Raw genomic sequence first — 15,231 nt, 5'->3', positions numbered from 1 at the left:
TGGTGTGACCCGCCGTCCGCCGCGGGTGCTCAGTGTTTCAGCTGCGCCAGCAGGGCCGGGATCAGGACCGCGTTCGGGTTCTGCTGGGGGACGTAGAGGATCGGCGAGGCGCTGCTGGACTGCTGGATCCACACCCGGCCGCTGTCCACCGTGGCGCCGGAGATCGCCGACCAGCTCAGCGACACCCGGTTGCCGCGGACGCCGCCCGGATGGACGGTGAGCCCCTGCGCCACGTCGATCGACTCGCCGGCCCGGACCCGTTTCGCCAGTTCCGCCACGAGACGGTGCTCGGCGTGCTCCTGGCACAGCTGGATCAGCCGGCCCCACACGTACTCGGGCTCGCCCTGCCCGGCCGCGGCCTGACCGCTCGTCCCCGGGGACAGGGCGTCCGGTTCGATGACGACCTCGACTCGGGGGCCGCTGCGGAAAGGGAACCGGCCCGCCTGGAAGACCCACTGGGTGCCGGGGACGTGGCCGTATCCGGCCGGTCGCTCCGCCGCCCAGTACGCCACCCACTCCACATGCGGCCAGGCGAGCGAGGTGCCCCCGTACGCCACGATCTGGTCGTCGGCGTGCAGGTGCAGGCCGCGCACGTTCACGTCCAGCGGCCGGACGGCGGGCCGGGTGCCCCAGCTCGCCTGCTCCGGGGCCGCGTAGATCGTCCACGGCTCCTGCTCCTCGTGGCCCCGCGAACGCTGTTCCTGCCGGGGGAGCCGCACCCGCGGCGGGCGGGACGGCTCCGGGTTGAGCCGCTCCGTCCAGCTCTGGCCGTCCCACCAGCGCAGGCTGCCAGTGCCGTAGGGGTCTGGATACCAGCCCGGTTGCGACAACTGCCTGCCTCCGATTCGCCTTCGGCGTGCCGGACACCCGCCTCCCCGACCGGCGAACGCATCGTACCGACCGAGACCGGTTCCGCAGAGACATGGGCGGAACCCGGCCACCGCCTGTGGCGTGCGACGATCGGTGGTATGCCGACCGCCAACGCCCCGTTCGTGCCGCCCGGCTCCGGGTGGCCCGAAGATCCCGCCGCCCCGGACACCCCCGTCGCCCACGGCACCGGCGACGTCGTCGAGCTGGCGGCCAAGGCGCCGGACCTGGACGAGCTGTGCGCCCGGCAGTCGGTGTGCCGCGCCTGCGACCGGCTGGTGGAGTGGCGGGAGAGGGTCGCCGTCCAGCGGCGCAGGGCGTTCGCGGACGAGGAGTACTGGGGCCGTCCCATCGCCGGATGGGGTGATCCGGAGCCGCGGATCCTGATCGTCGGGCTGGCCCCGGCCGCGCACGGCGGCAACCGCACCGGGCGGATCTTCACCGGGGACCGCTCGGGCGACTGGCTGTTCGCGTCGCTGCACCGGGTCGGCCTCGCCGCGTCGCCGACCAGCGTGCGCGCGGGCGACGGGCAGCGGCTCATCGGCGCCCGGATGGCGGCGACCGTCCGCTGCGCCCCGCCCGACAACAAGCCGACGCCGCTGGAGCGCACGACGTGCCTGCCGTGGCTGTCCCGCGAGGTCGAGATGGTCGCGCCGAGCGTCCGCTGCATCGTGTGCCTCGGTGGGTTCGCCTGGCAGGGCGTGTGGCCGGCGCTGAAGCAGTCCGGGTACGGGGTGCCGCGTCCCCGGCCGAAGTTCGGCCACGGCGCCGAGGTCGAACTGGTGCCGCCGCCTGTGGTGGCGCGGCGCGACCCCGTGCTGATGCTGGGCTGCTACCACCCGAGCCAGCAGAACACCTTCACCGGGCGGGTCACGGAGGAGATGCTGGACGCCGTTCTCGTCCGCGCCCGCGACCATCGCTAGTAGCCGGGCGTCGTGTTCGGCGTGATGGGGGTGAGCCAGATCCTCCCGTGGTGGCAGACCGGGCCGTTGGTCCAGGACGCCGTGAGTGGCTGGGTCTGGTACAGCGTGTAGACCTGCAGGGTGGTCGCGGTGGGCTGGCAGGGGCCGGTGCCGCTCTCGCCGCCGTCGGGCTCCGACGTCCAGTGGAGTCGTTCGTAGGCCCAGTCGTGGCCCCGGAGCGTGACCGTCCGGGGCGTGCCGTGGCGGCTGACCCTCGTCTCGACGAGCCCGTCCGCGTTGATCAGCTGCAGGCTGGCGAAGCCGCGGAGTTTGCATGTGGTCTTGGACGTGTTGGTCAGGATGAGCGTCACGTAGCGGTTGGTCTCCACGAAGCTTCTGTTGGAGAGGCGTGCGTTGAGCACGGCGCTGGTGCAGAGCGGATAGTCCGCCGCACCGTCTCCGCCGACCCCGCCTCCAGGTGATTCGCCGGTCTCCGTCCCTGTGCCGGTCCCCGTGCCGCTTCCGGTGCCCGGCGAGCCGGTGGAGGGCGATCCCTTGCCGGGTGAGTCCGATCCCGTGGCCGATCCCTGGGTTCCGGCCGTCGCCGTGCTGGTCGGTGTCGTCGAGCTGCCGACCTCGGATGCGGCAGGTCCCGCGTTCGAGGTGAGGCCGCATCCCGTGAGCGTGACGGTGACGGCGGCTGCTGCCAGCGTCCCCCAGATGATCCGTGGCATTCGAGCGTTCCCCGTCCTCGCGTCTCCCCGTGAACCCGCAGACGGCGGGGCAGGGCCTGGCCGAGCGGCCCGGGCGGCGGTCGGCCCCCTGCCGGTCCCGCCGCCCAGGGCCGCTTGACGCCCCCGTCCGGCCCTGTCCCACCGTCTTCGGTGATACATCGGGTGAGATGCGAGACCGGACGATGAAGTTCGTGAATAGGGCGAAGTGGTGAGCGAGCCACATATGCGGGTATCGCCCTCGACATGCCATCCGAGCGCACCGCGGACTCCGCGAAGCACATCGTGATCATCGGCGGCGGGTACGTCGGCATGTACACGGCCCTGCGCCTGCAGCGGAAGCTGCGTGGCGAACTGCGCCGCGGCGAGGTCGCCGTCACCGTCATCGACCCGCAGTCCTACATGACGTACCAGCCGTTCCTCCCCGAGGCCGCGGCGGGGAACCTGGAGCCCCGCCATGTCGTCGCGCCGCTGCGGAAGGTCCTCGGACGCTGCCGCATCATGAACGGGTACGTGACGCGGATCGACCACGCCGCCAGGCGGGTCACGGTGCGTCCCGCGGGCACGGACAGCGCGGGCGTTCCGGAGCGGGACGTCGACTACGACATGCTCGTGGTCGCCCTCGGCTCCATCTCGCGGACGCTGCCGATCCCGGGCCTCGCCGAATGCGGGATCGGCTTCAAGACCGTCGAAGAGGCGATCTTCCTGCGCAACCACGTCCTGCACCAGCTCGACATCGCCGCGTCCAACGCGGGCGACGAGCGGGTGCGGAGGCGGGCGCTGACGTTCGTGTTCGTCGGGGCGGGGTTCGCGGGCGTCGAGGCCATGGCCGAACTGGAGGACCTGGCACGGGACGCCTGCAAGTGGTACCCGACGATCGACCCCGGCGAGATGCGGTGGCTGATGGTCGAGGCGACCGGCCGGATCCTGCCCGAGGTGGGGCCGGAGATGGGCCGCTGGACCGCCGAGGCGCTGCGCCGCCGCGGAATCGAGGTCAAGCTGGACACGCTGCTGGAGTCCGCCGAGGGGCGGCACATCGTGCTGAGCGACGGCGACGCGTTCGACGCCGGGACGCTCGTGTGGACGGCCGGCGTGAAACCGCACCCCGTCCTCAAGGACAGCGACCTGCCGCTGGACGACAAGGGGCGCGTCAAGGCGACCGCCGAACTGACCGTCGAGGGACTGGAGCACGTCTACACGGCGGGGGACAACGCGGCCGTCCCCGACCTCACCGACTCCGGCGAGTTCACGGCGCCGAACGCCCAGCACGCGGTCAGGCAGGCCAGGCGCCTCGGTGACAACATCGTGGCGGATCTGCGCGGAAGGCCCCGCAAGCGGTACGTGCACGCCTACGTCGGCTCGGTGGCGAGCCTCGGCCTGCACAAAGGCGTGGCGAACGTCTATGGGATCAAGCTGCGCGGCCTCCCCGCATGGTTCATGCACCGCACCTACCATCTGTCTCGGATGCCGACCGTCAACCGCAAGCTCCGGATCACCATGGACTGGACGCTCGCCTTCTTCTTCCGGCGCGAGATCGTCTCGCTCGGCGAGCTGGAGCGGCCCCGCCATGAGTTCGAGCTCGCCGCCGGCCGGCGCCGCGACCAGTGACCGCAAGGCCGGCCCTCGTCCGGCCGGCACCGTCCGCGGAGGAGGCGTGCCCTCACCATGCACGACGGAGATGCCACCTGGAACGAGGCGCGAGCGGAACTCGAGGCCGCGGCCCCGCCCGCGGAGCCTCCGCCCGCGGAGGCCGGGCAGGCGGGCGGCGCGGCCGGGGTCGCCGCCCGGCTGGCGCCCCTGCTCATCAAGATCATGGTGCCGGGGGCGCGGGGGCCTGAGGGGCGGGAGCCGGTGGACGGGCTGCCGATCCGGGTCCGGGCATGGGACGGCAGCACCATCGGCCCGCCCGGCGCCCCCGCGTTCGTCATCAAGCACCGGCGGGCGCTGCGGCGGCTGCTGTGGAAGCCCGGCGAGCTGGGCTTCGTCCGCGCCTACGTCGCCGGTGAGCTGGACATCGAAGGGGACGTCTTCGCCGCTCTGGACACCGTCCAGCGGGTGATGGGCGGCGGTGCCGAGCCGATCCGGCTGAGCGGCGACGACAAGCGCGACATCGTGCGCACCGCGGTCACCCTCGGCGCCGTCGGGCCCGAGCCGAAGCCGCCGCCCGAGGAGTCGGCGCCCGGCCGCGCCGAACGGCAGGGCACCGGGCTGGACGGGCACGCGGGGCCAATGAGGGAGCCCGCCGCGTTCTTCGCCCGGCTCTTCGGGGACGGGCTGGCGCACGGCACCGGATCGTGGGACCCGCCCCCCGGCCCGCACACCGACCCGCACGGCCACCTGGACGGCGACCTGGACGCCGCCCAGTCGGCCGCCCACGAGGCCGTCGCCGAGAGGCTCGGGCTGCATCCCGGCGCCCGGCTCCTCGACCTGAACTGCGGCTGGGGCGCGTTCGCCCGGCACGCCGCCGTCCGGCACGGCGCCAGGGTCGTGGGGCTGACCCGCACCTCTGAACAGGCCGACCACGTCCGCGCGATGGCCGCCGGCACCGGAGCCGGCGTCGAGGCCCGCGGCTGGGACCTGGCCGAGGCGGGCGACGGGCCCTACGACGCGATCGTCGGGCTGGCGGACGTGGCGTCCCTCGACCGCCCCGCGGCCCGCCTGTCCGGACTGCTCGCGCCGGGCGGGCGACTCGTCCTCCAGCAGCCGGTGCGCCGCCCCGGCCCGCCCCGGGCCCGGCGCACGTTCACCAGCGGCTACATGTTCCCGGACGAGGGCGAGCCGCGGCCGCTCGGCGCGCTCGCCGACGAACTGGAGGAGGCGGGCCTCGAAGTGCGGGGTGTGGCGGCGCTGCGCGAGCAGCACGCGCGGACGCTGCGGGCCTGGGCCGCCGGCCTACAGCGGCACTGGGCCGAATGTGCGGAGCTGGCCGGACCCGGCCGTGCCCGCGTCTGGCTGCTGTACCTCGTCACGTCCGCGCTGGCCTGCGAGAACGGCCGGATCGGCAGGCATGAGATTCATGCGAAACGCCAGGACCGCGGCACCCGTTCGGGCATGGACCGGGCGTTGGGACCCACCGTGACGAGCCGCTGACTCGATATGATGACGCCGCCCCTGTAGCCCAATGGCAGAGGCGGGCTCCCTAAAAGAGCCAACGTGTCGGTTCGAGTCCGACCAGGGGCACCATTGCGGCGGGTCCGGCTGATCGTGAAGGGCTTCCACGCATAGACTGCAAGGTCAGGTCGGCCGAATGTGGAGGCTCTGATGGAGAGCAGGAACCCGGCGTTCCGGGGTAACGCCTTCGGGCAGCGGGCCGGAGGCGCGGGCTACGGCGCGCCGGTCTACGGTGCCCCGGGGTACGGCACGCAGCAGCAGGGAGGCGCGGGTTACCCGGCGCCGGGCTACGCGCTACCGAGTACCAGGCCGATGACCATGGACGACGTCGTCGTCCGCGGGTTCATGACCTGGTCACCCTCGTGCTCGCCGCGGCCGCGGCCTGGGTGCTGGTGCCATCCGGCATCGCGATTCCCGTTCTGGTCGTCGCGTTCATCGCCCAACTCGGGATCTGGGCGTTCATCACGTTCGGCCGCAAGGCCAACGCACTGACGGTCCTGACGTTCGCGGCGGTCTACGGCGTCATCGTCGGGATCGTCAGCCACGCCTACAACGACCTCTTCCACGGCGTGGTCTTCCAGGCCGTGATCGGTACGGCGCTGGCGTTCGCCGCCACGCTCGCCGTCTACGCGCTGCGGATCGTCCGGGTCACGCCCAAGTTCGCCAAGTTCACGATGGCGGCGGCCGTGGCGCTGATCAGCCTGATGATCATCAACCTGCTGATGAACATGTTCGGCTCCGAGGCGGGGCTCGGCATCCGCGACCCGAGCAACCCGCTCGCCTACGTGTTCAGCGTCGTCGCGATCCTCGTCGGCTGCTTCTTCCTCCTGCTGGACTTCGACTCGATCGAGGAGGGCGTCCGCGCCGGGGCGCCGGAGAAGTTCGCCTGGTACTGCGCGTTCGGACTGGTACTGGCCCTGGTGTGGATCTACCTGGAGATGCTGCGGCTGCTCAGCTACATCTACGGAGGCAGGGACTAGCCGCCACCGACCGGCCCCCCGCGGACCAGCCAGCACGGACCAGTCGGCACGGACCAGCCATTGGGGCGCCCCAGCCATTGGGGCGCCGCTCGCCCCGGGACCCAGATCAGCCCCGCGCCGTCCGGCGCGGGGCTGATCTGCGTGGGATCTCTGCGCCAGGGTCGTGGCGCGGCATGGCGGCACGACGGCGGGGGCATCCGTTGGCGGGATCCCACCAGGTCATATGAAGCGGATTCATATGAGGAAGGTCCGTATGAAGTTCTTCGGTGAGTCGTCCTCAGCCTCGGCGGGCCGGCCGATCGGCGGAACGCGCCGGAGGGCGACTCAGTAGTGCCGCGCGCGGCGGGTGCGCTCGTGCTCGCGCACGAGGGCCGACGCGTAGCCGTGGGAGAGGTTGTGCTCGTCGGCCAGCCAGGAGCTGCGTTCCTCGCAGCGGGTGAACGACGGGCCGTTCTCGATGGCGGTGAACCACTCGGGGATGTCACGTCCTGTGACTTGCGGAATGCGGGCTAGCAGCTTGCTGTGCGTCTCCGGCGAGTGGTTCAGTGACAATTGGCACCTCCAGGTCGCGGGGCTCTTCCTGCTGACTCTGCAACAGGAGAACGGATGTGACAACCCCCTAACGGCCACCTATCTATTACGTTACGTAGATCGCAAATAACGGGGATGTTCTCCGGAAACGCGCAGGTGGCCCGCACGACGGCCGCCCTGTGATCGTGGGCGGGCGAGTGCCGTGCAGGCCACCGCGGAGGACGTCAGGAAAGGCGCTCCAGGACCATCGCCATGCCCTGGCCGCCGCCCACGCACATCGTCTCCAGCCCGAACTGCTTGTCGTGGAACTTCAGGCCGTTGAGGAGCGTGGAGGTGATGCGCGCGCCGGTCATGCCGAACGGGTGGCCGATGGCGATGGCGCCGCCGTTGACGTTCAGCTTGTCGATGTCGATGCCGAGGTCCTCGGCGGACGGCAGCACCTGCGCGGCGAACGCCTCATTGATCTCGACGAGGTCGATGTCGCCGATGGTCATGCCGGCCTTGGCCAGGGCCTTGCGGGACGCGTCGACCGGGCCGAGGCCCATGATCTCGGGGGACAGGCCGGTGACGCCGGTCGACACGACCCGGGCCAGCGGGGTGATACCGAGTTCGGCGGCCTTGGTGTCGCTCATGATGACGACCGCGGCCGCACCGTCGTTCAGCGGGCAGCAGTTGCCCGCGGTGACCGTCCCGTCCGGCCGGAACACCGGCTGGAGCTGCGAGACCTTCTCGTAGGTGGTGCCGGGGCGGGGGCCGTCGTCATTGGCGACGACGGTGCCGTCCGGCAGCGTCACCGGGGTGATGTCCTTCTCCCAGAACCCGTTGGCGAGGGCCTTCTCGGCGAGGTTCTGCGAGCGGACGCCGAACTCGTCCTGCGCCTGCCGTGACACCCCTCGCATCCCGGCCACGTTCTCGGCGGTCTGGCCCATCGCGATGTAGATGTCGGGCAGGTTGCCGTCCTCGCGCGGGTCGTGCCACACGGGCGTGCCGCCCTCGCCGGCCTTCGCGGTGCGGGCCTCGGCGTCGGCGAACTTCGGGTTCTGCGTGTCGGGGAGGCCGTCGCTGCTGCCCTTGGCGAAGCGGCTGACGGTCTCGACGCCCGCCGACACGATGACGTCGGCCTCCCCCGAGCGGATCGCGTGCAGCGCCATCCGGGTCGTCTGCAGCGAGGACGAGCAGTACCGGGTGACGGTGGCGCCGGGCACGCTGTCCCAGCCCAGCAGCACGGAAACGACCCGTCCCATGTTGTAGCCCTGCTCGCCGCCGGGGAGGCCGCAGCCGAGCAGGAGGTCGTCGATCTGGCTCGGGTCCAGCTGCGGGACCTTCGCCATCGCGGCCGTGATCATCTGGGCGGTGAGGTCGTCGGGCCGCATGTCCTTGAGCGACCCCTTGAATGCGCGGCCGATCGGCGAGCGCGCGGTTGCGACGATGACTGCCTCGGGCATGTGCGGGTCTCCTGTCTCAGCGGCCGTTCTTCGGCGAGCGGGCAGCGTGTCCGCGGGACGCGTGTTCCCGTGACGCTGTTACTCGCCGGTCACCAGCAATCTAACCGTCCGCCCCCGCCGACGTACAATGTGCCCCCGCACAGTGTTGACAATGAGTACAATAAGTGTTGACTTACTCATCGACCTGCGGATTCCCGGACCGGTGATGACACCCGTCCCATGTGGGCGGGACGGCGACCGCCGGACCCTGAACCTCACGCCACCGGCCTCGGCCGCCGCAAGCGCGGGCGGCGGCCGGCCCGGTGGCCACCAAGTCGGCCGGGGCTCGTCACCGGTGACCGGACGGGCCCCGGTTGTTCTTCCGCCGCGACGAGCGGGGGCTACCTGTTCGGGGGTTACTTGGCCGGGTCGCTGGTCGCCGGGGTGGGGAGCGCATCACCGGCCAGGACGGTGCGGCGGCGGAGCAGAGTGGCCCAGCGGCCGCGGGGGCCGCGTTCCCTGCCCTCCACGGAGGCGCCGCTCACCTCGGTGCCCGAGACCTCCGCGGCCTCGGCCGCGGCCAGGTAGACCGGCAGGACGCCGTCGCCGAGCAGGTCGCCGACGTCGGGCTCCAGGCCCAGCGCGGACGCCATCGACGGCAGCACCGCGGCGCACGCGGACGCGTACCCGCGGGCGGACGGGTGATAGCGGTCCTCGCTGAACATCGAGCGAGGGTCGGCGGCGAACTCGCGGCCGAGCAGGTCGCCGAGCGACACCGAGCGGGCGCCGCGCTCGACGGCCGCGATGGTCTGGGCGGCGGCGAGCTGCCGGCTGGCGCGGCGGGCGATGAACCTGAGCGGCTGCATCAGCGGCTTGACGGTGCCGAGGTCGGGACAGGTGCCGACGACGACGTGGCTGCCCCTGGCACGGAGCCGTTCGACGGCGTCCGCGAGATGGCGGACGGATTCGGCCGCCGGCACCCGAGCGGTCACGTCATTGCCGCCGATCATGATGACGGCGATGTCGGGGCGGGCTCGCAGCGCCCGGTCGACCTGGCCGCGGAGGGCCTGCGAGCGGGACCCGGAGCGGGCGACGTTCGTCAGCCGGACGGGACGGTCCGCGATCGCCGACAGCCCGGCCGCCAGAAGGGCGGCGGGGGTCTCGTCCGGGGTGTGCACCCCCAGGCCGGCGGCGGTGGAGTCACCGATCATGACCAGGGACAGCGGGTCGCCGCCCAGCGTCCCGCCGTACAGGCCGTCGGCCACCGGCGGGTCGCCGCTCGGCGTCGCCGTGATCATTCTTCGGGCGAGTCTGGCCTCCATCACGACGAGCCCGAACGTGATGCCGCCGAGGGCCGTGATGCCCCCGCCCCCGTACGCCGCGGCCGCCGCGATCCGGCGTGCCGTGAATGCTCTCAACATGTTCCGCTGACCCTCCGTGATTAAGTTCCTACCCGCGGCCCCGGGGGTTGATGCCTGCGGGTACCGGACTCGGATACCGTCGGGAGGAGGGAAACCATCCGGACCCCGCGCCCGGCATCCCGCCCGAACAGGCGGGCTGAGCAGGGACGCGACGCTCAGATCGACACACTGAACGACAAGGATGTCGCGGTGCACGTACACGACTCGCTCGTCGAGCTGATGGGCAACACCCCGCTCGTTCGACTGCGCAAGGTGATCGGCGACAGCACGACCGGCGGCCGGCGGCCGCAGGTGCTCGCCAAGGTGGAGTACTTCAACCCCGGTGGCTCGGTGAAGGACCGCATCGCGGTCCGCATGATCGACGCGGCCGAGAAATCCGGCGAACTCGCGCCCAGCGGCACGATCGTCGAGCCGACGTCCGGCAACACCGGGGTCGGGCTCGCCATCGTGGCGCAGGAGCGCGGCTACCGCTGCGTCTTCGTCTGCCCCGACAAGGTCGCCAAGGACAAGATCGACGTGCTGCGCGCGTACGGCGCGGAGGTCGTGGTCTGCCCGTCGGCGGTGTCGCCCGAGCACCCCGACTCCTACTACTCGGTGTCGGACCGGCTGGCCGCGGAGATCCCCGGCGCGTGGAAGCCGAACCAGTACACCAACCAGGAGAACCCGCGCTCGCACTACGAGACGACGGGGCCGGAGATCTGGGAGCAGACCGACGGCCGCGTCACGCACTTCGTGGCGGGCATCGGCACCGGCGGGACGATCAGCGGCACCGGGCGGTACCTCAAGGAGGTCTCCGGCGGGCGGGTGAAGATCGTCGGGGTGGACCCCGAGGGATCGGTGTACTCCGGCGGCACCGGCCGCCCCTACCTCATCGAGGGCGTCGGCGAGGACATCTGGCCCGAGACCTACGACCGGGACATCTGCGACGAGATCATCGCGGTGTCCGACAAGGACTCGTTCAACATGACCCGGCGGCTGGCCCGCGAGGAGGCGCTGCTGGTCGGCGGGTCCTGCGGGATGGCCGTCGTCGCCGCGCTGCGCGTCGCCGCGCAGGCCGACCCGGACGCGGTGATCGTGGTGCTGCTGCCCGACGGCGGCCGCGGCTACCTCACGAAGATCTTCAACGACGAGTGGATGGCCGACTACGGCTTCCTCATTCCGTCCACCGAGGAGGCCCGGGTCGGCGAGGTGCTCACCCGCAAGAGCCGGACGCTGCCGGAGTTCGTGCACGTCCACCCGCACGAGAGCGTGCAGACCGCGATCTCGATCATGCGCGAGTACGAGGTGTCGCAGCTTCCGGTGATGAAGGAGGAGCCGCCGGTCATGGCGGCCGAGGTGGTCGGCTCCGTGGTGGAGAGCGACCTGCTCGACATCCTCGTCAGGGAGCGCGCCAAGCTGGCCGAGCCGGTCGAGATGCACATGTCGGAGCCGCTGCCGACCCTCGGGTCCGGCGAGCCGGTCAGCAAGGCCGTCGGCGTGCTGGAGAAGTCCGGTGCGGCCGTCGTCCTCGTGGACGGCAAGCCCAAGGGCCTCGTCACCCGCCAGGACCTCCTCGCCTTCCTGGCCGCGTCCACCCCCTGACGGACGCCGCGGCCGGACGAGCCGAGGCGCCGGAGACCGCTGCGGTCTCCGGCGCCTCGTTCTGTGCGGAAGGGTGTCGGGTTGCGGGGCCCGGCCGGTGGGCGGCATTTCGGGCCGGGCTCCGCAACCCGACGTCTGTGGGATGTCCGGGCTACCGCTGCCCGGACGGGATGAAGTCCTCCCGCGTGTCGGCGGGCTTGAGCGTCTTCTTCGGCTCGTCCCCGTGCCCCGGCCACCAGGCCTTGTGGCCCAGCAGCGCGGTGATGCCCGGCACCAGGAAGATCGCCATGATGAAGGCCGACAGCGCGATCCCCAGCGCGATGGAGAAGCCCATCTGCTGCAGCATCGACACCTTGGCCAGCAGCATCACCGAGAACGTGCCGGCCAGGATCAGCCCGGCCGCGGCGACCGTCGGCCCGCCGTGCTGGACCGCCAGCGCGGCGGCCTTGCGCGGCTCGTGGCCCTCCTTGGCCTCCTCGCGCAGCCGCGCGGTCATCAGGATGTTGTAGTCGGTCCCGATGGCCAGCACGAACAGGTACAGCATGATCGGCAGGTGGAAGATCTCACCGGGCTGGCCGAGCAGTCCCTGGAAGACGTACACCGCGGATCCCATGGTCGCGGCGAAGCCCAGCAGCACCGCGGGGACCAGGTACAGCGGTGCGACCACGGAGCGCAGCAGCATCAGCAGGATCAGCGCGATGAGCACCCCGGCGACCGGCAGGATCACCGACAGGTCCCGGTTGACCACCTTGTTGATGTCGCTGTAGATCGCGGTCTCGCCGCCGACGAACACCTCGGAACCCTGTGGCGCGATGTCGTGCACCGCCGGCGCGAGGTCGTTCTTGACCAGGTTGATCGATTCGTTGTTGGCCGGGTTGCCGTTCAGGATCAGGTCGACCTGGCCCAGCTTCGGGTCGGCCTTGCTGAGTTGCGCCGGTGCGACGCCGCCGACGCCGGGCAGTGACTTGGCCTGCTGCCCGAAGGCGTTCAGCTCGGCCTCGGTCAGCGGCTGCCCGTCGGTGGAGCGGACCATCACCTGCACCGGCGTGCTCTGCCCGGCCGGGAAGCCCTTCTTCATGTCCTCGGTGGCCTGGGCGGACTCGGTGTCCTGCGGGAAGCTGGACTGGAAGTCGTAATCGGACTTGAAGCCGATCGCGCCGGACGCCAGGGCGACCAGCAGAGCGCCGGCCCCGAGCGCGACCAGGGCCGGACGCGCGCCGACCATCCGGCCGAGCCGGGCCGAGGTCGTGGCCTTCGGCTGCTTCTTCCAGGACTTGGACGGCCAGAACACCGCGGGGCCGATCAGCGACAGGATCGCGGGGAACAGCGTCAGCGAGGTGATGCCCATCACCACGACGCCGATGGCGAGCGACGGGCCCCAGGCGGCGAAGATGCCGAACGACGCCAGCATCAGCACCAGGAACGTGACCGCGATCGCGGCCGCCGCGGAGGTGATGACCTCGCCGACCCGCTCCACCGCGGAGATCAGCGCGGTCTTGCGGTCCTCGCCGGCGCGCAGCCGCTCCCGGTAGCGGAACAGCAGGAACAGGTAGTAGTCGGCGCCGACGCCGAACATCACGATGGTCAGGATGATCTGCAGGCTGTCGTCACCGGAGAAGTCCAGCGCCTTGGACGCGGCGCCGATCAGCCCCATCGCCATCTGCTCGGTCGCGATGATCACGATGATCGGCAGGATCGCCGCCAGCGGCGCCCGGAAGATCACCAGGATCAGCCCGATGATCAGCGCGAAGGTGGCGATGGTGATGAGCGCGAAGGACTGGGTGAAGGAGTCCTCGTTGTCCACCCACGCCGCGACCTCACCGCCGACCTTGGCCTCCAGCCCGCCGCCGAGCTGCTTGGGCAGTTCGGTGCGGATGTCCTTGATGGCCTGGCTCTGATCCAGGGCCGCGTCCCCGGCGACCATCTCCATCGGCACGCTGATGAGCTGGATGCTCTTGTTGGGGGCGACCGCGTCGGGGCCGGTCATGAAGCCCTGGACGGTCGGGTACTTCTTGGCCGTCAGATTCTTGGCCGTCTCGGCGATCTTGGCGCTGTCCGCCGGGGTGATCTTCCCGCCGTCGGTGCGCTGCACCACGATCAGGGACGTCAGCCCCGCCTGCTCCGGGAAGGCCTTCTCGGCGATCTCGGCGGCCTGGACGGACTCGTAGCCGGACGGCAGGAACTCGCCCTGGTCGGACTCGGTGGTGAGCTTGGGGGACAGGGTGATGACGAGGATCGCGGTCACGAGCCAGGCCGCGATCGTCCACCACGGGTGTCTCACGACGAAGCGCGCGAGCCGAGCGAACATGGGGCTTCCTCAGTTCAGGGTGATGGGAATCAAGGTCGATTGGGTATGTGTAAAACGGTAGAGAACGGATGGGGCGTTGGGGTCACCCGCTGCGCTGAAATAAAGGCTGATACCTGCGGGGGAGCGCCTCCTCCTCGAGGAGGGGAGCGGGGTGGATAGCCTCGTACCCATGGACAACGAAGTTCAGAGAGGCTTCGAGACCCTGGCCATCCACGCCGGGCAGGAGCCCGACCCCACCACCGGTGCGGTCGTCACGCCGATCTACCAGGTATCAACGTACAAACAGGACGGTGTCGGCGGCCTACGCGGCGGCTACGAATACTCCCGGTCGGCGAACCCGACCCGTACCGCGCTCGAAATATGCCTCGCCGAAGCGGAGGGCGGCTCGCGGGGGCTGGCGTTCGCCTCCGGGCTCGCCGCCGAGGACGCGCTGCTGCGCGCGGTCTGCCGCCCCGGCGACCACGTGATCATCCCGGACGACGCCTACGGCGGCACCTACCGGCTGTTCGCCAAGGTGGCCGAGCCGTGGGGTGTGGCGTTCGACTCGGTGCCGCTCGGGGACGTCGAGGCCGCGCGGAGGGCGGTCCGCCCCGAGACGAAGATCATCTGGGTGGAGACGCCGACGAACCCGCTGCTCGGCATCGCCGACATCGCGTCGCTCGCGGCCGTCGCCCACGACGCCGGCGCACTGCTGGTCGTCGACAACACGTTCGCCTCCCCGTATCTCCAGCGCCCGCTGGAACTCGGCGCGGACGTGGTCGTCCACTCCACCACCAAGTACATCGGCGGCCACTCCGACGTCGTCGGCGGCGCGCTGATCGTGTCGGACCCGGAGCTGGGCGAGCGGCTTGCGTTCCACCAGAACGCGATGGGCGCCGTCGCGGGCCCGTTCGACGCCTGGCTCACCCTTCGGGGGATCAAGACGCTGGGCGTGCGGATGGACCGGCACTGCTCCAACGCGGAGCGGATCGTCGAGATGCTGGAGCGGCACCCGGCCGTCCGGCGGGTCCTGTACCCGGGGCTGCCCGGCCATCCGGGGCACGACGTCGCCGCCAAGCAGATGAAGGCGTTCGGCGGCATGGTCTCGTTCCGGATGGAGTCGGAGGAGGCCGCCGTCCTCGTGTGCGAGCGGACGAAGCTGTTCACGCTCGGCGAGTCGCTCGGCGGCGTCGAGTCGCTGATCGAGCACCCGGGCCGGATGACGCACGCCTCGGCGGCCGGATCGCCGCTGGAGGTCCCCGGTGACCTGGTGCGGCTGTCGGTCGGGATCGAGGACGTCGACGATCTTCTCCGGGATCTTGAGCGGGCTCTGCCCCACGCCACTTGATCAAACATCTATACTCAGCGCGCCAGGTTCGTAAAGAAGGGGCCCGGG

The 15,231-nt window shown here is 71.1% G+C and carries 12 protein-coding genes and 1 tRNA gene; 7 read left to right on the top strand and 6 right to left on the bottom strand.

What is annotated here, in order from left to right; translation table 11 throughout:
* Nucleotides 1–29 precede the first annotated feature (29 nt).
* Complete coding sequence (locus tag ACGFIS_RS05200; protein ID WP_392900229.1) at nt 30–830, bottom strand: DUF2510 domain-containing protein; 801 nt, start codon at nt 828–830, stop codon at nt 30–32.
* Nucleotides 831–968: 138 nt separating this feature from the next.
* On the opposite strand from ACGFIS_RS05200, the gene ACGFIS_RS05195 reads away from it, so the two are divergent.
* Nucleotides 969–1,790 (top strand): uracil-DNA glycosylase, encoded by an 822-nt coding sequence (locus tag ACGFIS_RS05195; RefSeq protein WP_392900232.1) that lies wholly within the window; start codon nt 969–971, stop codon nt 1,788–1,790.
* On the opposite strand, the gene ACGFIS_RS05190 is transcribed toward ACGFIS_RS05195, so the two are convergent.
* On the bottom strand, nt 1,787–2,503 hold the full coding sequence (locus ACGFIS_RS05190) for a DUF4232 domain-containing protein (RefSeq protein WP_392900235.1): 717 nt from the start codon (nt 2,501–2,503) through the stop codon (nt 1,787–1,789). The two genes, ACGFIS_RS05195 and ACGFIS_RS05190, sit on opposite strands and share 4 nt — an antisense overlap.
* Before the next feature lie 243 nt (nt 2,504–2,746).
* Here ACGFIS_RS05190 and ACGFIS_RS05185 point away from each other — a divergent pair, with 243 nt between their 5' ends.
* From ACGFIS_RS05185 to ACGFIS_RS05170, 4 genes are all read left to right on the top strand, one after another.
* Complete coding sequence (locus ACGFIS_RS05185) at nt 2,747–4,108, top strand: NAD(P)/FAD-dependent oxidoreductase (protein WP_392900238.1); 1,362 nt, start codon at nt 2,747–2,749, stop codon at nt 4,106–4,108.
* A 57-nt stretch (nt 4,109–4,165) separates the two neighbouring features.
* On the top strand, nt 4,166–5,590 hold the full coding sequence (locus tag ACGFIS_RS05180; protein WP_392900240.1) for a class I SAM-dependent methyltransferase: 1,425 nt from the start codon (nt 4,166–4,168) through the stop codon (nt 5,588–5,590).
* A gap of 17 nt (nt 5,591–5,607) precedes the next feature.
* Nucleotides 5,608–5,683: transfer RNA gene (locus ACGFIS_RS05175), tRNA-Leu, on the top strand.
* A gap of 290 nt (nt 5,684–5,973) precedes the next feature.
* Nucleotides 5,974–6,591, top strand: a complete 618-nt coding sequence (locus ACGFIS_RS05170; RefSeq protein ID WP_392969648.1) for a Bax inhibitor-1/YccA family protein — start codon at nt 5,974–5,976, stop codon at nt 6,589–6,591.
* Nucleotides 6,592–6,915: 324 nt separating this feature from the next.
* Here ACGFIS_RS05170 and ACGFIS_RS05165 read toward each other — a convergent pair whose 3' ends face one another.
* The 3 genes from ACGFIS_RS05165 to ACGFIS_RS05155 form a co-directional block, all read right to left on the bottom strand.
* On the bottom strand, nt 6,916–7,143 hold the full coding sequence (locus ACGFIS_RS05165) for a DUF4287 domain-containing protein (protein WP_392900246.1): 228 nt from the start codon (nt 7,141–7,143) through the stop codon (nt 6,916–6,918).
* A 203-nt stretch (nt 7,144–7,346) separates the two neighbouring features.
* Nucleotides 7,347–8,567 carry an acetyl-CoA C-acetyltransferase gene (locus ACGFIS_RS05160; RefSeq protein WP_392900249.1) on the bottom strand — a complete coding sequence of 407 codons (1,221 nt, stop codon included), beginning with the start codon at nt 8,565–8,567 and terminating at the stop codon, nt 7,347–7,349.
* A gap of 395 nt (nt 8,568–8,962) precedes the next feature.
* Nucleotides 8,963–9,967 (bottom strand): SGNH/GDSL hydrolase family protein, encoded by a 1,005-nt coding sequence (locus tag ACGFIS_RS05155; RefSeq protein WP_392900252.1) that lies wholly within the window; start codon nt 9,965–9,967, stop codon nt 8,963–8,965.
* A 189-nt stretch (nt 9,968–10,156) separates the two neighbouring features.
* On the opposite strand from ACGFIS_RS05155, the gene ACGFIS_RS05150 reads away from it, so the two are divergent.
* Nucleotides 10,157–11,548, top strand: a complete 1,392-nt coding sequence (locus ACGFIS_RS05150; protein ID WP_392900254.1) for a cystathionine beta-synthase — start codon at nt 10,157–10,159, stop codon at nt 11,546–11,548.
* A gap of 151 nt (nt 11,549–11,699) precedes the next feature.
* Here ACGFIS_RS05150 and ACGFIS_RS05145 read toward each other — a convergent pair whose 3' ends face one another.
* Nucleotides 11,700–13,856: an MMPL family transporter gene (locus ACGFIS_RS05145; RefSeq protein ID WP_392900257.1), complete on the bottom strand. Its 2,157-nt coding sequence runs from the start codon at nt 13,854–13,856 to the stop codon at nt 11,700–11,702.
* Between the two features lie 169 nt (nt 13,857–14,025).
* On the opposite strand from ACGFIS_RS05145, the gene ACGFIS_RS05140 reads away from it, so the two are divergent.
* Nucleotides 14,026–15,183, top strand: a complete 1,158-nt coding sequence (locus ACGFIS_RS05140; RefSeq protein WP_392900260.1) for a cystathionine gamma-synthase — start codon at nt 14,026–14,028, stop codon at nt 15,181–15,183.
* Nucleotides 15,184–15,231 lie beyond the last annotated feature (48 nt).

The organism is Spirillospora sp. NPDC048824 (genome assembly GCF_043198455.1).
Lineage (GTDB): Bacteria > Actinomycetota > Actinomycetes > Streptosporangiales > Streptosporangiaceae > Spirillospora.
Note: the sequence above shows the minus strand (reverse complement) of the source record. Positions and strands in the feature narration are given on the sequence as shown.